Below are 24,329 nucleotides of genomic sequence, written 5' to 3'. Positions count from 1 at the left end.
CTAGCGGACGGTCGGCAGGCCGGCGGCCTTCCAGGCCATGATCCCGCCGGTCAGGTGGGTGTCGAGCGCTTGGCCCACCTTCTGGCAATGACCCACCGCGGCGGCCGAGCGCTTGCCCGAGCCGCAGCTGAACACCACCGCCTTGCCGCCGGCGTCCGGCAGGGCCTTGGGGTCGAAGCTGGACATCGGGAAGTTGACCGCGCCGGGAATGCGCTCGGCGGCGAACTCGGCCGGTTCGCGCACGTCGACCAGCAGGATCTTCTCGGCGTCGAGCGCGGCCTTCACCTGATGGGCGGTGAGGTCCTTGGTCTTGGGCGATCCGAACATCGTTAGGTCTCCTTCAAAGGGGCGGGGTGGGGAGCGGCCTCAGGGACCGCGCAGAACAGACGCGACAGGGTCTCGACCAGGGCGCGGGCCTGACCGCCGCGAAGGCCGTAGTAGATGGTCTGGCCCTCGCGCCGGGCCGAGACGACGCCGTCGCGGCGCAGGAGCCCCAGGTGTTGCGAGGCCAGGGTCTCGCGAACCCCCAGAGCCTGGGCGAGCGCGCCCACCGACTGCTCGCCGTCGATCAGCGCGCAGACGATCATCAGCCGATGCGGATTGGCCAGCGCCTTGAGCAGGGCGCAGGCGTCGTCCGCGGAAGCCTTGAGCGTGGTGGAGTTAAAATTCATAGTTGCGTATATGCGACTTTACGAATATGTAGTCAAGCGTCGATAGGATGACGCTATCCCGAACGCTCGGGCTCAAACGTGATCCTGATCAAAGTGAGCCGCGCGGATTGAGCCCAGTCTGGCTGCGAACCACGGCGTGATAGGGAGCGAGACCATGGCTAAGCCGCGCATCGTCATTCTGGGCGCCGGACTGGGCGGCGCCATCGCCGCCTTCGAGATCAAGCAGGCCGTCGGCGAAAGGGCCCAGGTCGAGGTGGTGTCGCAGGGCGACACCTTCCACTTCGTACCGTCAAACCCCTGGGTCGCCGTCCATTGGCGCAAGCGCGAGGCCATCGAGGTCGAGCTGCCGCCGGTGTTCAAGAAGAAGGGCATCGGCTTTCGGGGCGTCGGCGCGGCCAAGGTGATGCCCGAGCGCAACCAGCTTGAACTGACCGACGGCGTGCTGCTCGACTACGACTACCTGGTGATCGCCACGGGGCCGGACCTTGCTTTCGACGAGGTCCCGGGCCTTGGCCCGCATGGCGGGTTCACCCAGTCGATCTGTCATGTCGATCATGCGCAGAGCGCCGCCGCGGCCTTCGACCGCTTCGTCGAAAACCCCGGGCCGATCATCGTCGGCGCGGTGCAGGGCGCCTCGTGCTTTGGACCCGCCTACGAGTTCGCGATGATTCTCGACACCGAGCTCAAGCGCCGCAAGATCCGCGACAAGGTGCCGATGACCTTCGTCACCTCCGAGCCCTATGTCGGCCACCTGGGCCTGGACGGGGTGGGCGACACCAAGGGCCTGCTGGAAAGCGAGATGCGCCAGCGGCACATCAAGTGGGTCACCAACGCCAAGGTCGCCTCGGTCGAGGCTGGGATGATGCACGTCGAGGAGATCGCCGAGGACGGCGCGGTCAAGGCGACCCACGACCTGCCGTTCGCCTATTCGATGATGCTGCCGGCCTTCCGCGGCGTGGCCGCCGTCCATGGGATCGGCGGCCTGACCAACCCGCGCGGCTTCATCCTGGTCGACAAGCACCAGCGCAATCCGACCTATCAGAACGTCATGGCCCTGGGGGTCTGCGTGGCGATCGCGCCGACCGGCAAGACGCCGGTTCCCGTCGGCGTGCCCAAGACCGGTTTCATGATCGAGAGCATGGTCACGGCCATCGCCCACAATCTCAAGGACATCGTGGACGGCAAGCCCGCGAGCCACGAGGCGACCTGGAACGCCATCTGCCTGGCCGACTTCGGCGATGGCGGCGTGGCCTTCGTCGCCCAGCCCCAGATCCCGCCGCGCAACGTCAACTGGTCGGCCAGCGGCAAGTGGGTGCACCTGGCCAAGGTCGGGTTCGAGAAATACTTCCTGGCCAAGGTCAGGCGGGGCGAGAGCGAGCCCTTCTACGAGAAGCTCGCCCTGGACGTCATGGGCATCCACAAGATCAAGCCCTGAGGGCGAAAGGCGCTAAGATGCGGCAGCTTGTTTGTCCCGCCTGCGGCGCGACCAATCGCGCCCCGCAAGACAGGAACACCCTGGCGGCCAAATGCGGCCGCTGCGGCGAGCGTCTGTTCTCAGGGGTTCCGGCCGAGGTGAGCGGCGCGCAACTGGCCGCCCATACCAGCAAGACCCGAGGCGTCGCCGTGCTCGTCGATGTCTGGGCGCCCTGGTGCGGACCGTGCCGGTCGATGGCGCCCCAGTTCGCCGCCGCGGCCGCGCGCCTGGAGCCGGACGTGCGGCTGCTGAAACTCAATTCCGAAGCCGAACCGCGCGCCGCCGGGGCGCTGGGCGTCTCGGGCGTTCCGGCCCTGCTGCTCTATCGGGACGGCGCCGTCATCGCCCGGTCCGCCGGCCTGATGAGCGCGGCCCAGATCGTCGCCTGGACGCACCAGGCCCTGGCCCAGGTCAGCGCCTGAGCCGCTAGAGGAGGTTGATCATGACCGTCGACCGTATGGTTCTGGCCTTTGCCGGCCTTGTCGTCCTGCTGGGCGTCGGCCTGGCTCATTTCGTTCATCCCTGGTGGATCGGCCTGTCGATCTTCGCCGGGCTCAACATGATCCAGTCGGCCTTCACCGGCTTTTGCCCGGCCGCGATGGTCTTCAAGAAACTCGGCGTCAAGCCGGGCGTCGCGTTCCGGTGAGCCCGGTGCGCGCCGTCCTGGTCCTGACCTTGCTGGCCGCCGCCGCCGCGCCCTGGGGGGTGTCGGCCATGACCTTGCCCGAGGCCATCGCCCTGGCGCGGCGCGCCAACCCGGACCTGGCCCAGGTCCAGGCCCAGTCGGACGCGGCGAGCGCGCGCCTGGCCCAGGCCCGCGCCGGCCGCCTGCCCAGCCTGACCGTGTCGGCCGAAAGCGCCAGCGGAACGACCGACCTTGGCGGCTTCTTCGGCTTTGGCCAGAGCGATGTGTCGCCCCGCGCGGCGTCGCTGCAACTGCGCCAGCCCCTGTACTCCGGCGGCGGCGTCAGCGCCGCCATCGAACAGGCGGGGGAGGGCAAGGCCGCGGCCGTGGCGCGGGTGGGCGGCGCGGCGGCCATGCTGAGCGCCGAGGTCGCCGCTGCCTATGTCGCCATCTTGAGCGCCCAGGACATGCTGGCCCTGAGCCAAGCTCAGGTCCGGCAGATGGACGTCATCACCGACCAGGCCCAACTGCGCTTCAAGGGGGGTGAGATCGCCCGCACCGATCTTGACCAGGCCAGGGCCCGCCAGGCGGAGAGCCGCGCGGGCCTGGCCCGGGCCGAAGGTCGGCTGGCCGGGAGCCGGGCCCATTTCGTTTCGGTGGTCGGGGCGCAGCCCGACGGACTGGAGGCGGTGGTCGCCCCGGCCGAGACGCCCGCCACGCTCGATGAGGCGGTGGCGACGGCGTCCCAATCCAGCCCCCTGCTGCTGGCCGCCCAGGCCGGCGAACGCGCGGCCCAGGCCGGCGTGCGCTACGCTCGCGCCGAACGCCTGCCGAGCCTGGCGCTGACCGCCACCGCCAGCACGGTGCGCGACCAGTTCTTTCCCGGCTACAGCGCCGATGGCGTGACGGTCGGCGTCCAGGGACGATGGACCCTGTTCTCGGGGGGCGCGGTGAGCGGGCGCATCGACGAGGCCGGGGCGGCGCTTGGCGGCGCGCAAGCGCGCCTGGACGCGGCGCGGGCCCAGGTGCGCGAGGCGGTCATCGGCGCCTGGGGCGATGTCGTCACGGCGCGCGCGGTGATGCTCGCCGCCGCCGACCAGGCCGGCGCCGCGGCCAGCGCGTTGAACAGCGTGCGCAATGAGGTGCGGGTCGGGCAAAAGCCCGTCCTGGCCCTGCTCGACGCCGAACGCGAGGCCCTGGCCGCCCAAAGCGCCCTGGTGGCCGCGCGCGGCGAAGCGACGGTCTCGTCCTATCGGCTGAACGCGCTGCTGCATGGCCAGTGACCCGGCGCCCAGGCGACATCCCGCGGGCGCGGGTCAATATCCATCGCCTGGAAATCCTGAGCGCCCTCGACGCGGCGAGCCCACATCTCGGCGTCCTTGCGCCGGATGAAGGTCTCGCTGACGTAGTGACCTTTTCGGCGTATGAGGACCCGCCAATTGCCGGACGGAAGTTTTTGGATCGACGCCAAGCGTGTGCGCCTTGTGTTCAGTGAGCGGTCGCAGCGTAGCGAAAAGCGTCGTAGGGAAGCGTGCGAAGGGTGAACTTGAACACGTTTCAACGTGTTGAAAACAGTAGAAATGCAGCAATTTCAAACTCATAGATTTTCCATTGCCCCGATGATGGACTGGAGCGATCGCCATTGCCGGTCGCTGCACCGGGTGCTGTCGCGCCGGGCGCTGCTGTATTCGGAGATGGTGACCAGCGGCGCGGTGCTGAACGGCGACCGCGAGAAGCTGCTGGGGTTCGACGCCGGCCAGCATCCGGTGGCGCTGCAACTGGGCGGGTCAGAGCCCGCCGACCTGGCCGCCGCCGCGAAGATCGGCGAGGACTACGGCTATGACGAGATCAATCTGAACGTCGGCTGCCCCTCCGACCGGGTGCAGAGCGGTCGGTTCGGGGCCTGCCTGATGCGCGAGCCGGAGCTGGTGGCCGACTGCATGGCGGCCATGGCCGCAGCGGTGTCCGTGCCGGTGACGGTCAAGTGCCGGATCGGGGTCGACGACCAGGAGCCGGAACAGAGCCTGTTCGAGCTGGTCGACCTGTCGGCCCAGGCCGGGGTCACCAGCTTCGTGGTCCACGCCCGCAAGGCCTGGCTGAAGGGGTTGTCGCCGAAGGAAAACCGCGACGTGCCGCCGCTGGACTATCCGCTGGTCCACCGGCTGAAGGCCGAGCGCCCGGACCTGACCATCGTCATTAACGGCGGCATTCCGGACCTGGACGTGGCGCTGGCCCAGCTGGAGCATGTCGACGGCGTGATGCTGGGGCGGGCGGCCTATCACGAGCCGGGCCTGCTGGGACAGATCGACCGTCGGGTGTTTGGCGAGGCCGTCGCCGATGTCGACGCGTTCGAGGCGGTCGAACTCTACAAGCCCTACATGGCCGGCCAGTTGGCGGCGGGCGTGCATCTGGCGGCGATGAGCCGTCACATGCTGGGCCTGTTCCACGGCCTGCCGGGCGCGCGCGCCTGGCGCCGGATCCTGACCGTCGAGGGCGTGGCGGCCGGGGCGGGGCTGGAGGTGGTCGACCGCGCCCTGGCGGCCGTCCGGCAGGCCGTGGACGCGCGCGAAGCCCGGTCGCTGGAGGCCGTCGCGGTCTAGGGTCTAAGAGCGCAGGACCAGGGCGCGGGGCGTGGCCTGGAAGCTGGACAGCCGGCCCAGATAGGTCATGCCCAGCAGCGAGGTCTCCAGGCCCTTCTCGACGACAAGGGCCTCGACGTCGCGCACCTGGGCGCCGGCCACCGAAACGCTGGCCAGCTTGACCGAGGCGGCGCGGGTCTCGCCGGAGGCCGTCATGACCTTGTAGCTGTAGTCGAGGGCCTTCGTGTCGATGCCCAGGCGCTTGGCGTCGGTCTGGCTGAGCGCGACGGCGGTGGCGCCGGTGTCGATCAGGAAGCGAACGGCGCGGCCGTCGACCTTGGCCTCGGCCCAGAAGTGGCCGTCGGCGGCCTTGACGATCTGGGCGGCGCCGTCATCGACGGCGGCCACGGCGGGGGCGGGACCGCGCAGGTCCGGCTGGCGCAGGTCGTCCAGCGACACGACGGCCTTCGCCGCCCCGACCGCCGAGAGCGCGCCTACGATCGCGATGGTCGCGAACTTGAGCATAGAAGTCACCCCGCCATACAGGCTTTGTGGCCGTTTTTACGACCGTTGCGGGGAGAATAGCCGCGAATGGGTTGTCAACCGGTGAATCGGCAGAGCTTGCGACTGAACAAGGTTAATTTGGGGGTAATATACGGCAAGTTAAAAAGTTGTAATACTGTCGAGTATCAATGTTACGTCAATGTAATGTGGCAAGATGACTTCGATTTAACTTAAAATGCACGCTGTAACGGCACATACCGCTGCTTAACGGGAAGACCCGCTTTGCCGAGGGATATGTCATGAAGAAGATCGCTATCGCCGCCGCTGTCGCCGTTTCGGCCTTGGCGTTCGCCGCCCAGGCCTCCGCCGCCGTCAGCAATTTCGACCTGCTGCACGCCGCGCGCTGCCGTGGCCTGGCCGCTTCAGAAACGCTGGGCAAGATGGACACCGCCAAGATCGACGCGATGCTGAAGACCGAGTCCTCGGCCCGCGAACTGGCCGTCCGCACCTCGATCGTCAACAAGATGACGGCCGCTCAGAAGGAAGCCAACGCCGCTGACGCCGCCAAGAAGGAAAAGCTGCTGGCCGAGCGCTCGGGCGCCTGCGCCGCCTGGCTGAACTAGGATCTAGCCCGGGCCGGCCATCAGGCTGGCCATCGGGTCCGGGCGATGGGGCAGGGCGGCCATGATCGCCGCCCGTTCCTCGTCGCTCAAGCGCGCCCAGCCGGCGATCTCCGGCAGGGTTCGCCGGCAGCCCAGGCAGACGCCTGTCGCGCCATCGACCGCGCAGACCTTTACGCAAGGCGTGGCGATGGCGCGGGGCGGACGAGCCGCCGAAGTCACTGTGTCGAGGGGTGAGCTCATGCCCCGAACTTCGCCGCTGGAGGCGTGCCGCGCAAGGGGGCGGGCTCGCGGTGCGGCGTCGTGCGTCGGTTTCAAGTGCGTTTGCGTCCCCCGCCGTCCTTAGGAGAGAACCGTCATGCGTAGCCTGAAGATCGCCCTCGTCGCGGCCATGGTCGCTTCGGCGGCCGCCCCGGCCTTCGCCGCCGACCGCATCAGCGACACCGACCTGCTGCGCGCCTCGCGCTGCCTGGGCCTGGCCAAGGCCGAGAGCCTGGGCGCCGTCGACGCGACGGCGCTGGAAAGCTTCGTCAGGGCGCAGCGAAAGGGCCGGGATCCGGGTCTGCGCGACCGCTCCGACAACGCCGAGAAGACCGCGCGAAGCCAGGCGTCCAGCGCCGGCGGCGACCGCAAGGCGACCCTGCGGGCCGAGCGTGACGGCGCCTGCAAGACGCTGATCGAGAACCCGACCGGCGCCTGATCGTCCCTAGGTCCCTTTGCATGGAGCGCGGGCTGGCTTAAGTCCGCGCCCATGACATCCTCCTCGCCCGCCGCTTCCCCGTTCGACGACATCCGCAAGCTGGCCGCCGACGCGCCGGCCGCTCCGACCTCGACTTTCGAGGGCGGCGACCGCCTGGCCGAGATCTCGGCCTGGCTGACCGCCTGGACTGGCAAGACGCCGCCGGCGGTGCTGCGCCCGGTCGTCGCCCTCTACGCCGGCGCGCGCCAGGGCGTGGGGCCGCGCGGCTGGGCCCGCGAGCGCCTGGAGGCCGTGGCCGCCGGCGGGGCCAATGTCTGCCGCATCGCCGGCGTCCAGGGCGCGGGGCTGGAAGCCTTCGACCTGGCCATCGACCGTCCGACGCCCGACGCGGTCGCCAAGGCCTCGATGAGCGAGAAGGAATGCGCCGCGACCATGGCCTTCGGCATGGAGGCTCTGGCCAAGCAGCCCGACCTGCTGATCCCCGGCGTGATCGCCGCCGAGACCGACCGCGCGGCCGGCGCGCTGGCCCTGGTCCTGTTCGGCGGCGAGGCCTCCGACTGGAGCGACGCGCCCGAGCCGATCGTCGCCGCCGTGGCCCGCGCCGCGGCCGAGGGCGACCTGTCGGATCCGCTGCAGGCCTTGCGCCAGCTGGGAGGGCGCGAGACCGCCGCCCTGGTCGGGGCGATCCTGGCCGCCCGGGTCCAGAAGATCCCGGTGCTGCTGGACGGCTACGCCGCCTGCGCCGCCGCCGCCGTGCTGCACGCCCTGGATCCGGTCCTGATCGCCCACTGCCAGGCCGGCCACGTCGGGACCGCCAAGGGCCATGCCCGCCTGCTGGAAGCGCTGGGCAAGCGGCCGCTGATCAATCTGGATATCGCCGACGAAGAGGGCGTCGGCGGGGTGACCGCCCTGGCCCTGGTGCGGCTGGCCTGCGAGGTCCGCTAGGGCGCTCCTGCGTCCATCGAGGCTCGCCTTCGGCTCACGCCTCGGGATGAGGGATTCAGAGGCGTTGCTCGCTCCGATATCCTCATCCTGAGGCGCCCGCGAAGCGGGCCTCGAAGGACGCGCAGCCCATCAGCCATGGCGCAACCTGAACAATGTTTACGTTGACGCTAAGGTCATCTTTCCAAACGCTCGTTCGAACTCTAAGGTGACTCCCGAAAGCCAAGACGGCCCCCGAAGAGGGCCGATTTCCGGGAGTCCGCCATGAACCTCGATTTCTCGCCCGAAGACGTCGCGTTCCGCGACGAGGTCCGCGCCTTCATCGCCGAGAACTACCCCGCCGGCCTGCGCGAAAAGCAGGAGGAGGGCGAGGAGATGGCCAAGGAGGACTTCCTGTCGTGGCATCGCACCCTGGCCAAGAAGGGCTGGGTGGCCCCGGCCTGGCCGAAGAAGTACGGCGGCCCGGGCTGGACCTCGGTCCAGCGCTACATCTGGTCGGAAGAGACCGCCCGCGCCGACTGCGTGCCGATCCTGCCGTTCGGCATCAACATGGTCGGACCGGTGATCTACACCTTCGGCACGCCGGAACAGAAGGAACGCTTCCTGCCGCCGACCCTGTCGGGCGACATCTGGTGGAGCCAGGGCTATTCCGAGCCGGGCGCGGGTTCCGACCTGGCCAGCCTGAAGACCAAGGCCGAGCGCTTCACCGGCGACGACGGCAAGGAATACTACCTGGTCAACGGCCAGAAGACCTGGACCACCCTGGCCCAGCACGGCGACTGGATCTTCTGCCTGGTCCGCACCGACCCGACCGCCAAGATCCAGGAGGGCATCTCGTTCCTGCTGATCGACATGAAGTCGCCGGGCGTGACCGTGCGTCCGATCATCACCCTGGGCGGCGAGCACGAGGTCAACGAGGTCTGGCTCGAGAACGTCAAGGTGCCGGTCGAGAACCGCATCTATGACGAGAACAAGGGCTGGACCTGCGCCAAGTTCCTGCTGGCCCACGAGCGTTCGGGCATCGCCGGCGTGGCGCGCTCCAAGCGCGGCATCGAGCGCATCCGCCAGATCGCCCAGGTCGAGTTGGGCGACGACGGCCGGCCGCTGCTGACCGACCCGGACTTCAAGCGCAAGGTCGCCGACCTGGAGATCGACCTGACGGCCCTGGAATATACCGAGCTGCGCACCCTGGCCGGTGAAGCGGCCGGCAAGGGCCCGGGTCCGGAATCCTCGGTCCTGAAGATCAAGGGCACCGAGATCCAGCAACGGATCACCGAGCTGGTGCTCGAAGCCGCCGGCCACTACGGCGCGCCGTATTTCCGCGGCTTCCCGAACGACGGCGACAACGCCCACCCGATCGGCCCCGACTTCGCCCACCGCGCCGCCCCGACCTATTTCAACGTCCGCAAGACGTCGATCTACGGCGGCTCCAACGAGATCCAGCGCAACATCATCGCCAAGATGGTGCTGGGGCTCTAGCGACCCGACGGCGGGCGGCCGAGCCGCCCGTCGCGATTTCCAACACGATCACCGCAACCCCGAAGCCGGCGGCGCCGCACGGGGCAGATAAAGACGGGAAACCTGGGATGGACTTCAACTTCACCGAAGAGCAGTCGATGGTCCGCGACACGGTCGCGAGCTTCCTGCAGGACAAGTACGACTTCGAGACCCGCCGCAAGATCGTGGCGTCGGAGAGCGGCTGGCGCGCCGACTACTGGAAGGCCTTCGCCGAGGAGCTGGGCATCCTGGGCGCCCCCTTCAGCGAAGAGCTGGGCGGCCTGGGCGGCGGCGCGATCGACAACATGATCATCATGGAGGAGCTCGGCAAAGCGCTGGTCATCGAGCCCTATCTCGGCACCGTGGTCATCGGCGGCGGCTTCATGAAACACTCGGGCTACGCCGGCGCGGCCTCCGTGATCGAGGGCATCGTGGCGGGCACGACCACCATCGCCTTCGCCTATGCCGAGCCGCAGGGTCGCTACACCTGGCAGGACCTGAAGACCACGGCGAAGAAGGAAGGCTCCGGCTACGTCCTGAACGGCCACAAGGCCGTGGTGGTCGGCGCGCCGTTCGCCAGCCACCTGGTGGTCACCGCCCGCACCGGCGGCGGCCAGCGCGACACCGGCGGCGTCTCGGTGTTCCTGGTCGACAAGAGCCTGCCGGGCATCGTCACCCGCGACTATCCCACCGTCGACGGCGGCCGCGCCTCGGAAGTCTATTTCGAGAACGTCTCGATCCCGGCCGACGCCCTGATCGGCGAGGAGGGCGGCGGTCTGCCCCTGGTCAACAAGGTGATCGACGAGGCCACCGCCGCCGCTGGGGCCGAGGCCGTGGGCGTGCTGCGCAAGCTGCACGAGGGCACGCTGGACTACGCCAAGCAGCGCAAGCAGTTCGGCACCGCCATCAGCAACTTCCAGGTGCTGCAGCACCGGATGGTCGACATGTTCATCGAGGTCGAGCAGGCCGTGTCGATGACCTATATGGCCACCATCAAGCTGGACGAGAGCGACGCCGAGCGCGCCAAGGCCGTCTCGGCCGCCAAGGTCCGCATCGGGCGGGCCTGCAAGTTCGTCGGCCAGAACGCCATCCAGATCCATGGCGGCATGGGCATGACCGACGAGCTGGCCATCGGCCACTATTTCAAGCGCGCCTCGATCATCGAGGGCCTGTTCGGCTCGGTCGACCACCACCTGAAGCGCTACGAATCGCTGTCGTTCGGCCAGGCGGCGTAGGCGTCGAAAGCCCGCGCCGTTTACGGACAACCGCCGATTGAAGTCGAAACCGCCCGCGACACGCCGTCGCGGGCGGTTTTTTCTTTGCGGCGCAAGGCCTTGCCCAGAAAGGAAAACGCCGATTGTCCGTAGGCGGAATTCGTCAGGGTTCGGATGATTTTTCTTGTGTTTCGCAAGCTCTGGCGCATGATTCTCGACGACGCGCTGACGACTAAGAGGGTGCAAGCCCCTGTAAGCCGCGCGCGTCTCCTGGTCCAACGGCCTGTTGGTTTTCAAGCGAGTCTGGGAGACGCCGCCAATGAACGTATCGAGAATGAACCACGCGATGCTGTCCTTCGCCCTGATCGGCGGGATGCTGGTCGGAGGCAGGCAGACGCCCAAGCCGCCGATCGCGGAGCCGTCGAAGGGTTCGAAGAAGTAGACGAGAGGGCGGACGGGGGTTCCCCGTCCGCCCAGTCTCTCTAGGCGATCAGCAGCTCGCCCACGACCGGGGCCTGATCGACGTTGGCGACGTCCTGGGTGCGCAGGTGAGCCTCGAGGATGTCGAGAATCTCGGTGTCGAGCTCCGCGTCGAACTTGCGGGCGAAGAGGTCCGAACTGGTCGTCAATGACACGGCGTCGACGGCCGTGAAGGTCCGGGGCCGCAGCTTGATGTCGCCGTCCGGGATCCAGTCGATCATCCGCTTGTCGTCATTGACCACCTCGCCATGGGCGGCGGTGTTCATGATCACGGTCTGGAAGAAGCCCTCGTCGGCGATGAAGGTGTTGCGATAGAACGCCTTGTAGCGCTCGACCGACGGGTCGTGGCAGACGAAGTCGCAGAAGGCGCGGCTGACGATCTTCCACTGGGTGCCGATATAGGGCGTGGCGCCGTCGAGGAAGAGACGGGTGGCCAGGGTGTCGATGATCCGACCGCCAAGCTCCTCCACATATTGCAGCACGCGGCCCATGGTGTCGGGCCGGACCTTGGCCTGATCGAGCACGCGGATGAATTCCTTGCCGCGATTGCGGGTCAGGAAGCCCTTGATCCGCTTCTGGGTCATCAACGGGAAGTCCTGGCCGCTGAGGTTGATGAAGTGGGTCCAGTCCTTGCCCATCTCCAGCAGCTTGGCCATGCCGCGCAGCTCGGCGTCGACCAGGCTGTAACCGCCCCACAGGGCCTTCTTGCTCTCCAGCACGGCGGCGTTGGAATAGGCCGCCAGGAAGCCGCGGACGTCGGCCTCCAGGGCCGGGCCGGAATTCTTGTCGACATGCACGAGGTAGTGGTTGTCCGGGTCGTGGATGGCCTTGAAGAGGCGTTTGAACTGCTCGGGATAGCGGTGAACAAGGACGAGATAGGCGATCAAGCTGACGCTCCTGAATGGCGCCGTGCGCGCCAAGATATGATCTGGGGAACGCGGGCGGCGAGCCACGGGACGCGAGCCGTCGCGCGCGGGCCTGGTCCGGCGGCGAATGTTCGCGTCCGGCGAGGCTCACCGGTCGGCGTCGTGTTCTGAGGGTCGGGGAGGAGCGCCCGTATGTCCGGCGCGTGGCGGGCCGTTCCGCCTGAGGGGCGCACGAGCCGATGGCGCGTCTGCGCGCCTTGCCGGCGGTCCTATCATGTCCTGGGGTGCGGCGCGGATAAATCGACGCGCTTGGCCGGCGGTCCAGAGCGGGAAGGTCGAAGGCCGGAGCGCACGCCGCGTCGGTTCGACACGGCGTGCGGGTCGCCGGGTCTTACGGCTTGGCGGCCGTGTTGCAGTCGGCGAGGCCGGCGGCGTCCAGCTCTTCGCCGCGATAGTTGAAGGCGGCCACGGCGCCGAGTTCGGCGGCGACCTTGCGGCAGGCGCGGCCGATCGGCAGCGACTTGACCTGGGGCGCGGCGCAGGTGTCGCCGTTGCAGCGCCACATGGCGCCGTCCTGGATCAGGGTGGGGGCCTTGCTGGGGGCCTTCAGCTTGAGAACGGCGCCCTCGGCGGCGAAAGCGCTGGTCGCCATACCAAGAGTGGAGAGGGCGGACGCCGCGACGAGCGCGGTGACGAAGATACGCATGCTTGTTTCCTATTATCCCCTAAGGCCGACATGGGGAGGTCGACCGAGGGCATAATGCGTTGCGTTTCACAACTAAGTCAACAAACGAACGTTTGAAGCGGCGTCCTCTTGCCCTGTTTCGGCCAGCCACGCCAGTAGGGCGGGCGTTATGTCGGCGGCTTTTTCCACCACCCGCCAGTACTGCGCCAGGGAGGGCGGGGTCAGGCCCTGGTCGATGGTGTGCCGCAGCAGGGCGAACAGCGGGTCCCAGAAGCCGTCGGGATTGTGGAAGATGATCGGCTTGCGGTGCAGATCCAGCCGCCGCCACGACAGCAGCTCGATGATCTCCTCCAGGGTGCCGATGCCGCCGGGCAGGACGACGAAGGCGTCCGAACGCTCGAACATCATCATCTTGCGCTCGTGCATCGAGGTGACGACCACGGTCTCGACGTCGTCGAACGGCTGCTCGCGACCGCGCAGGAAATCGGGGATGACGCCCAGCACCTGGCCGCCGGCCGCATGGGCCCCCCGCGCCGTCGCGCCCATCAGCCCGACCCCGCCGCCGCCATAGACCAGCTTCAACCCGGCCTTGGCGAAATCGCCGCCGATCTCGAACGCCGCCTCGAGGAAGGCCGGGTCCGCCGTGTTCGACGAGCCGCAATAGACGCAGACGGCCTGGGCGGCGCTCGCGGTGACGGCTTGGCCGCTGGACAGGTCGGGCATCGTCGTCCACTCCAGGAAAATAAAAGCGCGCCGGTCCTTGTAGACAAGGTCGGCGCGCCGCACGTGAACACCCAAGGAAATAGGTCGCCGGGGCGTCGTCGGCCGTTGGATACGCCATGATCAGGATTCGCGAGATCGGTTTCAAGTCGGCCAGCTTCAAGTCCGCCTGCGTCGTCGCGGCCTTCGCCACGCTGGCGCTCGGCGCTTGCGGCCGCGAGGACAAGGGCTGGCGGCGTGATCCGGCGGCGGCCAAGACCGAGCAGCCCTCGCCCCAGGCCGGCTATCTGAAGCCGCCGCGCGTGGTGTCGGCCATCCGCCAGGGAAACGCCGTGGCGCTGTCGGGCGAGGCCGAGCCCCTGGCCAGCGTGCGGCTGGGCGCGCCGACCGGCGAGGCGCTGGTCGGCAAGGCCGACGCGGCCGGCGCCTGGCGGCTGATCGCGCCCCTGGCCGCCGAACCCCGGCTCTATGGCCTGTCGATGACCCTGGAGGGACGAACCGTGCAGGCCCAGGGCTATCTGATGGTCGCCCCGAACGGCGCGGCGGTGCTGTTGCGCGCCGGGGCCGGGGCCGAGGTGATGGGGCAGAGCTCGCTGTCGCCCCGCATCCTGGCGATCGACTATGACCGCGGGGGCGGGGGCGTGGTCTCCGGCGTCGCCACCCCCGGCGCGGGCCTGGGCGTGCGTGTCGACCGCACCACGCGCGGCGAAAGCAAGGTCGGCGCGGACGGCCGCTTCTCGATCTCCCTCGACCAGCCCTTGATGGAGGGAACCCATACCATTCAGGTGGCGGGCGAAGGCGGCGAACAGCAGGTGGTCATCGAGGTCAGCCCGCCCTTGCCGCCTACCGGCGGACCGGTGCGCTCCACTTTTTCGGCCGGGGGCTGGCGCGTCGACTGGATGACGCCGGGCGGCGGCCTGCAGACCACCCAGCTGCTGGGCGGCGCCCAGTGAGGGGCATGGCGCGGTCCGGAGCCGTGGCCGGCGCGGTCGCGTCCCCCGAAGTCAAGGCCAACGGCTGGAAGGCCCTGGCCGACCTGTTCAGCCTGGTGATGCGCTCCAAGGCCCCCGGCCTGCGCTGGCGCGTGACCCTGGCCCTGCTGTTCACCTTCGCCGGCAAGTTCCTGGGCGTGATCGCGCCGCTGCTGCTGGGCAAGGCGGTCAACGCGCTCAGCGCGGGGCAGGACGCGGGCGTCCAGATCGGTCTGAGCTTCGCGGCCCTGGCCGGCGGCTGGGCCTTGATCCGCTTCATCGCCGCCGTCGCGCCCCAGGCTCGCGACGCGGTGTTCACCCCTGTCGCCCAGGCGGCCCAGACCCGCGCGGCGGTCGAGACCTTCGCCCACGCCCTGTCGCTGTCGATCGACTTCCACCAGACCAAGCGCACCGGGTCGCTGTCGCGGGTGATCGATCGCGGCGCGCGGTCGATGGACTTCCTGCTGCGCGGCCTGGTGTTCAACATCGCGCCCACGGTGGTCGAGCTGATCATGGCCGCCATCGTGCTGGCCAAGGCCTATGACTGGCGCTTCGCGCTGACGGCGGTGGTCACGGTGGTGATCTACGGCGTGGTGACCTTCACGATCTCGGACTGGCGGATCGGCCATCGGCGGGTGATGAACGAGGCCGACGCCGAGGCCGCCGGCCGGGCCGTGGACGCGCTTTTGAACTACGAGACGGTCAAGGCCTTCGGGGCAGAGGCGCGGGCCGTCGGCGGCTACGACACCGCCCTGACGGCCTACGGCGCGGCCAATATCAAGGCGACCAACTCCCTGACCCTGCTCAACACCGTGCAGTCGGCGGTGATGAGCCTGGGCCTGGGCATGATGGCCATTCTGGCCGGGGGCGAGGCGGCCGCGGGCCGGATCGGGCCCGGCGACGTCACCGCCGCCGTGCTGATCCTGGTCAACCTCTATGGACCGCTGAACATCCTGGGCTTCGCCTATCGCGAGATCCGCCAGTCGTTCATCGACATGGAGGCCATGCTCGACCTGCGTCGCGCCCAGCCGGACGTGGCCGACGCGGCCGACGCCGTCGACCTGCCGCCGCCCGTCGACCGGCGCGGCGGGGCCGTGGCCTTCGAAGAGGTGTCGTTCCGCCACGGCGCGCGCTCGGAGGGCTTGCAGGGGGTAACCTTCACGGCCCAGCCGGGGACCACCGTGGCCATCGTCGGCCCGTCCGGCGCCGGCAAGACCACCCTGGTGCGCCTGGCCCTGCGGATGATCGATCCCCAGGGCGGGCGTGTCACCCTGGACGGCCATGACCTGAAGGCCCTGAAACAGGCCTCGCTGCGCCGGGCCGTGGCCCTGGTGCCGCAGGACGTGGCCCTGTTCAACGACACCCTGATCGCCAACATCGCCTTCGCCCGTCCGGACGCTTCCGAGGCCGACGTCTGGGCCGCCGCCGAGGCGGCCGAGCTGGGCGAGTTCATCCGCAACCTGCCCGAGGGCATGGACACCAAGGTCGGCGAGCGCGGGCTGAAGCTGTCGGGCGGCGAGCGTCAGCGCGTGGGCATCGCGCGGGCCCTGCTGGCCGACCCGCGCGTGCTGATCCTGGACGAGGCGACCAGCGCCCTGGACAGCCGCACCGAGGCCGCCATCCAGGCCACCCTGCGCAAGGCGCGGGCCGGACGCACGACCCTGGTCGTCGCCCACCGCCTGTCGACCATCGCCGACGCCGACGAGATCATCGTGCTGCGCCGTGGAAAGGTTGTGGAGCGTGGCGGCCATGCGGCGCTTTTGGAGGCCGGAGGGGAATACGCGGCGTTGTGGCGGCGACAGACTCGGGAGAAACCGGTGGCGGCGGAACAGCTTCACGATTGAATTCCGAAACCCGCCAGGCTAGAACAAAGATAGAACAAAAAACGGCGGTTACTGTCATGCTGACGCGAAAGATCGATCGGGCCCTGGACGCGATGGCCGCCTGCAAGGACCGGGTTCCGGCCCTGCGCGAGATCTACCGCGCCGACAGCCCCGAGGGCCTGGCCTTGGGCAATCTGATGGAAGCGGTGGAGCAGGCCCAACAGGTGCTGCAGGGCCAGGCCGCGCGCGCTGGCGAATAGGCCTTCACAACCGTTCCTCGCGAGAAATGTGGGGTGCGGGGCGGCGGGCCGCCGCTGTATCCTGCGCCACGCCCATCCGACCTCAGGAGCCGCCCATGCGCTATCTGCACACCATGGTCCGCGTGAAGGACCTCGACGCCTCGCTGCGCTTCTATTGCGAAGGCCTGGGACTGACCGAGGCTTACCGGATGGAGAACGAGAAGGGGCGCTTCACCCTGGTGTTCCTGGCCGCGCCGGAGGACGTCGAACTGGCCAAGGAGCGCAAGGCGCCGCTGGTCGAACTGACCTACAACTGGGATCCCGAGGACTATCAGGGCGGCCGCAACTTCGGCCACCTGGCCTACCGGGTCGACGACATCTACGAGACCTGCCAGCGGCTGATGGACATGGGCGTGACGATCAATCGTCCGCCGCGCGACGGCCACATGGCTTTCGTCCGCTCGCCCGACAACATCTCGATCGAACTGCTGCAGGACGGCAGTCTGGAACCGGCCGAGCCCTGGGCCTCGATGCCCAACACCGGCGCGTGGTAGGGGCGCGCCCTAGACCAGCTTCACCCAGGGCTCCGGCGGCGTGTACATCGCGGCCAGGGCTTCGAGACGGCCGGCCGGGTCATCGATGATCGCCAGCCAGGCCAGGCGGGCCAGCTCCAGCCGATAGTCGGCGGCGTAGCCGGTCGAGAACGGCGACTGGGTGCTGCCCGGCGGCTCGGCGGCCTTGGCGTTGGCCAGCTTCTGACGGGTCAGGACGGCCGGGCGGTCGATCAACACCTGGCCTTCGCCGCCCGCCACCCAGCTGTCGACCAGGGCGCACACGGCCACCGCATGATAGACCATGACGGGCAGGACGCGCTTTTGGGGCGCCGGCTCGGCGACCATGGTCGGCTTGACGGCGTTGTGCGGGCTGGTGATCCGGAAGGCCAGGGCGTTTGCGCCGCGTTGCAGGACGGTCTTCCAGTGATCGTTGGTCTTGCTCATGGTTAAGCCTGTATCCGCTACGCGGCGCGCGGTGAAGACCCAACGCGGCAATTGGCGTAACGGATACAGGCTTGATGAGAAATCCCGCCCTCGGAACGCTTTGCGGCTACTCGGCCGCGGCCGTGGCGAGCGTCTTCAGGGCGGGGTAGTCGACATAGCCCCGGCCGTCGCCGCCATAGAAGGTCGACGGGTCCGGATTATTGAGCGGCGCGCCGAGGCGCAGGCGCTCCACCAGGTCCGGATTGGCGATATAGGCCTTGCCGAAGGCCACGGCGTCGGCCTTGCCCGCGTTCAGGGCGGCCTGGGCCGTGGCGGCGGTGAACCGCTCGTTGGCGATGTAGACGCCGCCGAACGCCTTCTTCAGGTCCGCGCCCAGGCTGTCGGGGCCCTCGTATTCGCGGGCGCACAGGAAGGCGATGCCGCGCTCTCCCAGCGCCTTGGCCACGTAGCCGAAGGTCGCGGCCAGGTCGCTGTCGCCCATCGAGTGGCTGTCGGCGCGCGGGGCCAGGTGCATGCCGACCCGGCCGGGGCCGAACACCGAGGCGGCGGCGTCGGCGACCTCCAGCATCAGGCGGGCGCGGTTCTCGATCGAGCCGCCGTAGCGGTCGGTGCGCTGGTTGGAGCCGTCCTGCAGGAATTGGTCGAGCAGATAGCCGTTGGCGCCGTGGATCTCGACGCCGTCGAAGCCGGCGGCCTTGGCGTTTTCGGCGCCCTTGCGGAAGGCCTCGACCACCCCGACCACTTCCTCGGTCGTCAGGGCGCGCGGCGTGGGGTAGGGGCGTTCGGGACGCAGCAGGCTGACATGACCCTTGGCCGCGATGGCGCTGGGGCCGACCGGGGCCGCGCCGCCATGGAACGACGGGTCGGAGATCCGGCCCACGTGCCAGATCTGCATGAAGATGCGGCCGCCCTTGTCGTGCACGGCCTGGGTGACCCGCTTCCAGCCCTCGACCTGCTCCTGCGACCAGATGCCGGGCACGCCCTGATAGCCGACGCCCTGCGGGACGACGGGCACCCCTTCGGTGATCAGCAGACCGGCGGAAGCGCGTTGGGCGTAGTACTCGGCCATCAGGGCGTTGGGGATCTGCGTCGGGCCGGCCCGCAGCCGGGTCAGCGGCGCCATGACGACGCGGTTGGGCAGCTCGAGGTCGCCAAGGCGAAGCGGATCGAACAGAGTGGGCATGAAGCGGTCCATCAAGGGTTCGCCGACCCCGCGCCGGCGCCCCGCTTATCTGGCGTCTCGCGCCTCGATCGCAACTGCCACTGAGGCTGATTTTATTCTGACGCGGGCCGCAGGGAATCTGGGGGGAACGTCTCGGCCGCGCCGGTCGTTGGCTTGGGACCAGACTGGAGAACTCCCATGGCCGAACCCGACGTGACCAACGGCGACGAACCGGACGACACCTACGATCCCTCGACGGTCGAGGCCAATCTCAACATCCAGCAAGGCGGCGGAGTCGGCGCCCGCGATCTGGCGCGACAGGAAGAGCCGACCGAGATCGTCACCCTCGAAGAGGAAGACGAACCCGCCGAGGCGCTGGGAGCCGCCCATCCCAAGGAATGATCGTCATGGCCGAACTCAACGCCGACAAACGCGACAAGCTGCCTGACAAGGCGTTCGCCGAGCCGGAGAAGCGCGCCTATCCGATCGAGGACAAGGCCCACGCCCGCAACGCCAAGGCCCGCGCCAGCCAGGCCGTGAAGGCCGGCCGGATGTCCAAGGCCGAGGAAAAGCGGATCGACAAGAAGGCCGACGCGGTCCTGAAGAAGGACTAGGCCTGAAGAAGCGTTAGGGCTCGACCCCGGCGCGCGGTCCGGTCTATTCGCGTAGGACGACAACGCGAACAGAGAATCCGCCCATGCCCTCCGGCCTCGCCGCCCTTCTCGACGACATCGCCGGCATCACCAAGCTGGCGGCCGCCTCGCTGGACGACGTGAGCGGCGCCGCCGGCAAGGCCGGGGTCAAGGCGGCCGGCGTGGTGGTCGACGACACCGCCGTCACCCCCGGCTACGCCATGGGATTCACGCCCGATCGCGAACTGCCGATCGTCTGGAAGATCGCGGTCGGCTCGTTCCGCAACAAGCTGCTGTTCCTGCTGCCGGGCGCGCTGATCCTCAGCGCCTTCGCGCCGTGGGCGGTGACGCCGATCCTGATGGTCGGCGGCGCCTATCTGGCCTTCGAGGCCACCGAGAAGATCATCGAGGCCTTCGCGCACCACGAGATCGCCGGCGAGGAGGTCGAGGAGCTGGCCCAGAGCAGCGCCGAACTGGAAGCCGAGAAGGTGGGCGGCGCGATCCGCACCGACCTGATCCTGTCGGGCGAGATCATGGCCATCGCGCTGGCCGACGTGGCCGACAAGCCGCTGGCCATCCAGGCCGCCGCCTTGGCGCTGGTCGGCGTGTTGCTGACCATCGCGGTCTATGGCGTGGTCGGGCTGATCGTGAAGATGGACGACATCGGCCTGCATCTGGCCAAGGGCGGCTCGCGGGCGCTTCGAGGGCTGGGGCGCGGCCTGGTCAAGGCCATGCCGGTGACCATGGAGGCCCTGACCGTGATCGGAACGGCGGCCATGCTGTGGGTCGGCGGCGGCATCATCGTCCACGGCCTGGAGCATTTCAACCTGACCCCCGTGCCGCACTGGGTCGAGGCCGCCTCCCACTGGGCGGCCCAGGTTCCCGGCGTCGGGGCGGTGACCGGCTGGCTGGCCACGGTGACCTGTTCGGCGGTGGTGGGGCTGATCGTCGGCGGCGCGATCGTCGGCGTCGTCCACCTGATCCCACGCAAAAAGGCGGCGCACTAGGCGCCGCCTTGTGTTTGCCCGCGCGGAGCGGCCCGCTGACTAGGCGGCCTGGCGCGCCGTGCGGTAGCCGTCGATCCGGTGGAAGATCGAGGCCATGGCGGCGTGCGCCGGCTGGTGATCTTCGTTGATGTGACCTTCGGCGAAGATCAGGGCCAGGCGGTCGCGGGCCCGGCTCACCCGGCTCTTTATGGTGCCCAGGGCGGCGCCGGTGATCTCGGCGACCTCTTCATACGACATGCCGGCGGCGCCGATCAGGATCAGGGCCTCGCGCTGGTCGGGCGGCAGCATGTCCAGCGCCCGGCGCATTTCGTCCAGCTCCAGGGCCGCGGTCGGATTGGACACCGACACGAGGGTCCGTTCGGCGACCTCCGGGTCGAGGGCGCAGGACCGCCACGAGCGGCGCTTTTCCGAATAGAAGACGTTGCGCAGGATCATGAAGGTCCAGGCCTTCATGTTGGTGCCCGGCTGATAGGAGTTCCGAGAGGCCAGGGCCTTGGTCAGGGCGTCCTGGGCCAGGTCGTCGCCGTGGCTGGCGTTGCCGGTCAGCGAGCGGCCGAAGGCGCGCAGGTGCGGGATCAGGCTGACGAGCTCGCGCTCGAACGTCGTCTGGGCCGAAGTCGGATTGGTCATGGCGATAGTCCCCGTTCGGAGAATGAACGCGCCCGACCAACTAAGGCTCCGCTTTTCGGTAAATATATTTGACCGAACGCCGGTCAGGCCTCGGCGGCGATCTGGCGCAGGGCCTGTTCGAAATATTCCGGCGGCTGACCGCCCGAGATCAGGTAGCGGTCGTTGATCACCACGGCCGGCACCGAATTGATCCCCGCCGCCTGCCAGCGGCGTTCGGCGTCGCGGACCTCCTGGGCGTACTGGCCCGAGGTCAGCACCTTGTGGGCGGCGTGCGGATCCAGGCCCGCCTTCATGGCCGCGGCGACCAGCACCTCGTGGTCGGACGGATCCTGGTTGTCGGTGAAATAGGCGTCGAACAGGGCGTGCTTCAGGGCCTTCTGGTCGCCGACCAACCCGGCCCAGTGCAACAGGCGATGGGCGTCGAAGGTGTTGTAGATCCGGCTGTTCTCGTCGGTGACCATGGAAAAGCCCACCGAGGCCGCCCGGTCGTGGATGGCCTGGCGGTTGGCCGCCGACTGCTCGCGGGTCGCGCCGTACTTCTCGGCGACGTGCTCGACGATGTTCTGGCCCTCGGGCGGCATGTTGGGATTGAGCTCGAAGGGCTGGAAACGGATCTCGGCGTCGACCAGGTCGCCGACCCGCTCGAGCGCGGCCTCCAGCCCGCCCAGGCCGACGATGCACCAGGGGCAGGAGACGTCGGAGACGAAGTCGATCTTCAGAGGCTTGGTCATGGCGCGGTCCGGTGGCGGCGAGATCGCAGATATAGGACGCGCGCCGAGGATTGCACGACGAACAATCGGACGGATCGCGTCGAAGGCGGAAAAGAGGAGTGGGTCGCGGATCGAAGTTCCGGCGGGTTCAAAGCGCGATCTTCGAGAAATCGAAGTCGCGACTTTGAGGAGGTGGCTCCGCTTCGTGGACGCATTTCGAACTCAGTGTCGCACGCCTAACCGGGATCTGGGCGTGCTGTTCGAGAAAATCCGCCTCTTCAACGCCAGCCGATCATCGATCTAGCGCGCGGCGATCGTCCGGGTCTGACTCTTCTCCGACGTTGGGAAGTTCACAATTCGAAGACCCCGCAGTGACCTGCCAAGGAATGTCTGATGTCGGACCGAATCCCAAGTTCCGCTTCTCTAATCGGGCATCGGGGTCAAGCTCGTTTGATCTGGCGGCCGGGGTCGTTCACGCGGGTCACGCTTCTCTTCGCAGTCCGATGGCTCCTTGCGAGCGGAGCCGCTGCACGCATGCATGGGATCAGGGTCTGGAGAGCCGCGCTTTTGGACGCACTTGAACGTGCAGCAGAACTTTTCGGCTTCATCCATCCCGTCGTCCGCATGGGACGATCCGGCCAGGATCTTGAGGTGGGCAGTGAGGGTCAGGTCATGCCGCAGCCTCCGATCCCAGGCGGAAGTCGGAGCCGTCGACCCACATGCGGTGCAGGACGACAGCGATCTTGCGAGCCACGGCGACGATGGCGCGCCGGCGGCCTTTGGTTTTCATCAGCCGCACGCCCCAGGCCTTCAGGCTGGTCCATCTGATGGAGCGCATCAGCATGGCGTTGGCGGCCGCGTAGAGCGTGGCGCGCACGTCGGCGTCGCCGGCGTGGGAGATGCGGCCGGGGTTGTCCTTCTCCCCGGACTGGAAGCGTCTGGGCGTCAGGCCAAAGTGGGCGCCAACGGTGCGCGAGCTCTTGAACCGGGCAGGGTAGTCGACGGCGGCCTTGAAGCTGAGGGCGGTGATCTCGCCCACGCCAGGCACGCCCATGAAGCGCTGGCAGACCGGATCGGCGTGGGCGGCCTTGCGCACGCGGCGATCAAGTTCGGTGAAGGTGTCGAACAACATCCGCCTGGCCTGCAGCATCGGCAGGAGGGCGTGGCTGAGCGCTGGGTCGCTCTCGATGGTGTCGCGCACGGCGATGTCAAAGCCGCCGCGCGAGAGCCGCAACGGCAGCTTCACGCCGAAGATCTTCAGGAGCCCGCGGATCTCGTTCTCCAGGTCGATGCACTTGCGCTGCATGACTTTCCTGCAGGAGAGCAGGGCGCGTAGGTGGTGGCTCTCGACGCTCTTCACATGCACACGGCTGTACCAGCCTGAACGCAGGATCTGAGCGATGCCGCGGGCGTCGTGCTTGTCGGTCTTGTTGCGCATGGCCGACAGCGCCGCGGCGACCTGGCGCGCCTCCATGCACACGACATCGAAGCCGGCTTCGGTCAGTCCGTAGGTCAGGTGCTGGGTCAGCGTGCCGGCCTCCAGTCCAACCTGGTGGATCGGCTCGCCGAACTCGCGCAAACAACGGACCAGGTCGGGGACCTCCGAAGGTACGGACCGCTCGAGGCGCACCTTGCCGTCCTGATCGATGATGCAGATCGCCACTGACCGCAGCGACACATCCAACGCAGCGTAGAACATCGTTGTCTCCCTTCGTCTCGGCTGAAACCGAGACCTTACTGGGGAGCTTGATCCTTCACAGGTCCGCCCGATTACGCATGCTTCTTCTGGCGCGACCCGGCCGACGATGCAGACTTTCGAAACGGCGGGGAAGGGTGGTTTGCCGACATACAGTGCAGCCGATTACCACCGATCCGCTAGGTGCGGGATCGAAGTCGGGCGAGCAGTCTACCAACTGCCATAACGCAGACACCGAGGGCTAATCCGCCCACGCCAACAAGAACTGTGGCTCCCTTGTCCGCAGAGAAGGCCTGAAACCAATGAGGTCTTAATAGCATCACAAGCCCGGCGATGAAGGGCAGGAAGCCTAGAAAGAAGAGTGCCCACTCCGCAAAAGTCGTCTGCTCGTCAGATGCAAGATACGAACTGTGCGAAGCTTCCACGTATCCTCTAACAAATGGAAGTAAAAGTCCCACGCCAGCGCTAAACGTCATGAGCGCGGACAGCTGCGCGATTGGTTGTGCGTATCCTCCCAGTAGATGGTTTGCCAAGCCGAAGGCGCCGATCGAGATGATCAATAACCCTCCACCCAACGCAGCTTGGATCCTCGGGTACTTCGTCAATCAATCCCCCATCGCATGACGGCCAGCCAGACTTCATGCCTTCCGCTGCGACCATACACAACAGGTCCGACTTGGGTCGGGAGCGGAAGATCACCTCGTTCCGGAAACCGGACGCTTGCGGCACGCCGCCTCGCGCAGCTCAAGGTCAGCTTTGCGGCGGTGGGCTAATTTCCCCTCCCGACCCGTTGCGGACCTTGAGTTTTTCAGTGATCGTCTCGCCATGAAAAGACTGTGGCCGGTTATACTGCTCCTGGCGACATCGTGCGGTGACGGTCCACG

At 68.1% G+C, this 24,329-nt stretch carries 29 protein-coding genes and 2 pseudogenes; 19 read left to right on the top strand and 12 right to left on the bottom strand.

The features are described 5' to 3' along the window. Together ASD38_RS21680 and ASD38_RS21675 are read right to left on the bottom strand one after the other, a co-directional pair. Nucleotides 1-327, bottom strand: a complete 327-nt coding sequence (locus ASD38_RS21680) for a rhodanese-like domain-containing protein (protein ID WP_056446918.1) — start codon at nt 325-327, stop codon at nt 1-3. A 2-nt stretch (nt 328-329) separates the two neighbouring features. After that, complete coding sequence (locus tag ASD38_RS21675; RefSeq protein WP_056446915.1) at nt 330-671, bottom strand: ArsR/SmtB family transcription factor; 342 nt, start codon at nt 669-671, stop codon at nt 330-332. A 154-nt stretch (nt 672-825) separates the two neighbouring features. Here ASD38_RS21675 and ASD38_RS21670 point away from each other — a divergent pair, with 154 nt between their 5' ends. From ASD38_RS21670 to dusA, 5 genes are all read left to right on the top strand, one after another. Continuing rightward, on the top strand, nt 826-2,106 hold the full coding sequence (locus ASD38_RS21670) for an NAD(P)/FAD-dependent oxidoreductase (RefSeq protein WP_056463389.1): 1,281 nt from the start codon (nt 826-828) through the stop codon (nt 2,104-2,106). Nucleotides 2,107-2,123: 17 nt separating this feature from the next. After that, nucleotides 2,124-2,567 carry a thioredoxin domain-containing protein gene (locus ASD38_RS21665; RefSeq protein ID WP_056463386.1) on the top strand — a complete coding sequence of 148 codons (444 nt, stop codon included), beginning with the start codon at nt 2,124-2,126 and terminating at the stop codon, nt 2,565-2,567. Between the two features lie 20 nt (nt 2,568-2,587). Continuing rightward, the gene (locus ASD38_RS21660) at nt 2,588-2,791 is read left to right on the top strand and encodes a YgaP family membrane protein (RefSeq protein WP_056446908.1); all 204 of its coding nucleotides are present in this window, start codon (nt 2,588-2,590) and stop codon (nt 2,789-2,791) included. Nucleotides 2,792-2,796: 5 nt separating this feature from the next. Further along, nucleotides 2,797-4,053, top strand: a complete 1,257-nt coding sequence (locus ASD38_RS21655) for a TolC family outer membrane protein (RefSeq protein WP_056463632.1) — start codon at nt 2,797-2,799, stop codon at nt 4,051-4,053. Nucleotides 4,054-4,350: 297 nt separating this feature from the next. After that, nucleotides 4,351-5,370, top strand: coding sequence for a tRNA dihydrouridine(20/20a) synthase DusA (gene dusA / locus ASD38_RS21650; protein ID WP_056463383.1), 1,020 nt, complete (start codon nt 4,351-4,353; stop codon nt 5,368-5,370). 3 nt (nt 5,371-5,373) lie between these two features. On the opposite strand, the gene ASD38_RS21645 is transcribed toward dusA, so the two are convergent. Further along, complete coding sequence (locus tag ASD38_RS21645) at nt 5,374-5,874, bottom strand: TIGR02281 family clan AA aspartic protease (protein WP_056446900.1); 501 nt, start codon at nt 5,872-5,874, stop codon at nt 5,374-5,376. A 278-nt stretch (nt 5,875-6,152) separates the two neighbouring features. Here ASD38_RS21645 and ASD38_RS21640 point away from each other — a divergent pair, with 278 nt between their 5' ends. Beyond that, the gene (locus tag ASD38_RS21640; protein WP_056463380.1) at nt 6,153-6,476 is read left to right on the top strand and encodes a hypothetical protein; all 324 of its coding nucleotides are present in this window, start codon (nt 6,153-6,155) and stop codon (nt 6,474-6,476) included. Between the two features lie 3 nt (nt 6,477-6,479). Here the strand turns inward: ASD38_RS21640 and ASD38_RS21635 are convergent, their stop codons facing one another. Then, nucleotides 6,480-6,695: a DUF1289 domain-containing protein gene (locus ASD38_RS21635; protein ID WP_056446894.1), complete on the bottom strand. Its 216-nt coding sequence runs from the start codon at nt 6,693-6,695 to the stop codon at nt 6,480-6,482. 136 nt (nt 6,696-6,831) lie between these two features. Here ASD38_RS21635 and ASD38_RS21630 point away from each other — a divergent pair, with 136 nt between their 5' ends. The 6 genes and pseudogenes from ASD38_RS21630 to ASD38_RS24810 all read left to right on the top strand — a co-directional run bounded on the left by ASD38_RS21630 (nt 6,832) and on the right by ASD38_RS24810 (nt 11,268). Beyond that, a complete protein-coding gene (locus ASD38_RS21630; RefSeq protein WP_056446892.1) occupies nt 6,832-7,173 on the top strand; it encodes a hypothetical protein in 342 nt (113 codons plus the stop codon). A gap of 51 nt (nt 7,174-7,224) precedes the next feature. Beyond that, nucleotides 7,225-8,118 carry a nicotinate-nucleotide--dimethylbenzimidazole phosphoribosyltransferase gene (locus tag ASD38_RS21625; protein ID WP_056446889.1) on the top strand — a complete coding sequence of 298 codons (894 nt, stop codon included), beginning with the start codon at nt 7,225-7,227 and terminating at the stop codon, nt 8,116-8,118. Nucleotides 8,119-8,133: 15 nt separating this feature from the next. Continuing rightward, a pseudogene (locus ASD38_RS24815) lies at nt 8,134-8,267 on the top strand (hypothetical protein). Between the two features lie 112 nt (nt 8,268-8,379). After that, a complete protein-coding gene (locus tag ASD38_RS21620) occupies nt 8,380-9,594 on the top strand; it encodes an acyl-CoA dehydrogenase family protein (protein ID WP_056463377.1) in 1,215 nt (404 codons plus the stop codon). Nucleotides 9,595-9,701: 107 nt separating this feature from the next. After that, the gene (locus ASD38_RS21615; RefSeq protein ID WP_056446883.1) at nt 9,702-10,847 is read left to right on the top strand and encodes an acyl-CoA dehydrogenase family protein; all 1,146 of its coding nucleotides are present in this window, start codon (nt 9,702-9,704) and stop codon (nt 10,845-10,847) included. A gap of 282 nt (nt 10,848-11,129) precedes the next feature. Next, nucleotides 11,130-11,268: pseudogene (locus ASD38_RS24810) on the top strand (hypothetical protein). Nucleotides 11,269-11,308: 40 nt separating this feature from the next. On the opposite strand, the gene ASD38_RS21610 reads toward ASD38_RS24810, so the two are convergent. The 3 genes from ASD38_RS21610 to ASD38_RS21600 all read right to left on the bottom strand — a co-directional run bounded on the left by ASD38_RS21610 (nt 11,309) and on the right by ASD38_RS21600 (nt 13,580). Next, on the bottom strand, nt 11,309-12,301 hold the full coding sequence (locus ASD38_RS21610) for a beta-1,6-N-acetylglucosaminyltransferase (RefSeq protein WP_442857065.1): 993 nt from the start codon (nt 12,299-12,301) through the stop codon (nt 11,309-11,311). Nucleotides 12,302-12,563: 262 nt separating this feature from the next. Further along, nucleotides 12,564-12,878 (bottom strand): CC_3452 family protein, encoded by a 315-nt coding sequence (locus ASD38_RS21605; RefSeq protein ID WP_056446880.1) that lies wholly within the window; start codon nt 12,876-12,878, stop codon nt 12,564-12,566. A gap of 72 nt (nt 12,879-12,950) precedes the next feature. Further along, nucleotides 12,951-13,580 carry a TIGR00730 family Rossman fold protein gene (locus ASD38_RS21600; protein ID WP_056463626.1) on the bottom strand — a complete coding sequence of 210 codons (630 nt, stop codon included), beginning with the start codon at nt 13,578-13,580 and terminating at the stop codon, nt 12,951-12,953. 116 nt (nt 13,581-13,696) lie between these two features. Between ASD38_RS21600 and ASD38_RS21595 the strand changes: the two genes are divergently transcribed. The 4 genes from ASD38_RS21595 to ASD38_RS21580 all read left to right on the top strand — a co-directional run bounded on the left by ASD38_RS21595 (nt 13,697) and on the right by ASD38_RS21580 (nt 17,164). Next, the gene (locus tag ASD38_RS21595) at nt 13,697-14,530 is read left to right on the top strand and encodes a hypothetical protein (protein WP_056446877.1); all 834 of its coding nucleotides are present in this window, start codon (nt 13,697-13,699) and stop codon (nt 14,528-14,530) included. Further along, nucleotides 14,461-16,392 carry an ABCB family ABC transporter ATP-binding protein/permease gene (locus tag ASD38_RS21590; RefSeq protein WP_442857064.1) on the top strand — a complete coding sequence of 644 codons (1,932 nt, stop codon included), beginning with the start codon at nt 14,461-14,463 and terminating at the stop codon, nt 16,390-16,392. Before ASD38_RS21595 ends, ASD38_RS21590 begins: the two co-directional genes overlap by 70 nt. A 56-nt stretch (nt 16,393-16,448) precedes the next feature. Further along, entirely contained in the window at nt 16,449-16,631 is a 183-nt protein-coding gene (locus ASD38_RS21585; protein WP_056446871.1) for a hypothetical protein, read from the top strand. A 95-nt stretch (nt 16,632-16,726) separates the two neighbouring features. Further along, complete coding sequence (locus ASD38_RS21580; RefSeq protein ID WP_056463371.1) at nt 16,727-17,164, top strand: VOC family protein; 438 nt, start codon at nt 16,727-16,729, stop codon at nt 17,162-17,164. 9 nt (nt 17,165-17,173) lie between these two features. On the opposite strand, the gene ASD38_RS21575 is transcribed toward ASD38_RS21580, so the two are convergent. Both ASD38_RS21575 and ASD38_RS21570 read right to left on the bottom strand, forming a co-directional pair. Continuing rightward, entirely contained in the window at nt 17,174-17,608 is a 435-nt protein-coding gene (locus tag ASD38_RS21575; protein WP_056446864.1) for a hypothetical protein, read from the bottom strand. Between the two features lie 106 nt (nt 17,609-17,714). Next, complete coding sequence (locus ASD38_RS21570) at nt 17,715-18,791, bottom strand: alkene reductase (RefSeq protein WP_056463623.1); 1,077 nt, start codon at nt 18,789-18,791, stop codon at nt 17,715-17,717. A 177-nt stretch (nt 18,792-18,968) separates the two neighbouring features. On the opposite strand from ASD38_RS21570, the gene ASD38_RS21565 reads away from it, so the two are divergent. From ASD38_RS21565 to ASD38_RS21555, 3 genes are all read left to right on the top strand, one after another. Beyond that, complete coding sequence (locus tag ASD38_RS21565; RefSeq protein ID WP_056446861.1) at nt 18,969-19,172, top strand: hypothetical protein; 204 nt, start codon at nt 18,969-18,971, stop codon at nt 19,170-19,172. A 5-nt stretch (nt 19,173-19,177) separates the two neighbouring features. Continuing rightward, nucleotides 19,178-19,384, top strand: coding sequence for a hypothetical protein (locus ASD38_RS21560; RefSeq protein WP_056447265.1), 207 nt, complete (start codon nt 19,178-19,180; stop codon nt 19,382-19,384). A gap of 83 nt (nt 19,385-19,467) precedes the next feature. Next, complete coding sequence (locus ASD38_RS21555) at nt 19,468-20,409, top strand: DUF808 domain-containing protein (protein ID WP_056463369.1); 942 nt, start codon at nt 19,468-19,470, stop codon at nt 20,407-20,409. 39 nt (nt 20,410-20,448) lie between these two features. Here the strand turns inward: ASD38_RS21555 and ASD38_RS21550 are convergent, their stop codons facing one another. From ASD38_RS21550 to ASD38_RS21540, 3 genes are all read right to left on the bottom strand, one after another. Beyond that, complete coding sequence (locus ASD38_RS21550) at nt 20,449-21,039, bottom strand: sigma-70 family RNA polymerase sigma factor (RefSeq protein ID WP_056446856.1); 591 nt, start codon at nt 21,037-21,039, stop codon at nt 20,449-20,451. 83 nt (nt 21,040-21,122) lie between these two features. Beyond that, a complete protein-coding gene (locus ASD38_RS21545) occupies nt 21,123-21,770 on the bottom strand; it encodes a DsbA family oxidoreductase (protein ID WP_056446853.1) in 648 nt (215 codons plus the stop codon). Between the two features lie 649 nt (nt 21,771-22,419). Continuing rightward, on the bottom strand, nt 22,420-23,448 hold the full coding sequence (locus ASD38_RS21540; RefSeq protein ID WP_056463366.1) for an IS110 family transposase: 1,029 nt from the start codon (nt 23,446-23,448) through the stop codon (nt 22,420-22,422). Nucleotides 23,449-24,329 lie beyond the last annotated feature (881 nt).

Origin of the sequence: Caulobacter sp. Root487D2Y, from assembly GCF_001427165.1 — a bacterium.
Classification (GTDB): domain Bacteria; phylum Pseudomonadota; class Alphaproteobacteria; order Caulobacterales; family Caulobacteraceae; genus Caulobacter.
This window is presented reverse-complemented; position numbering and strand designations above follow the sequence as displayed.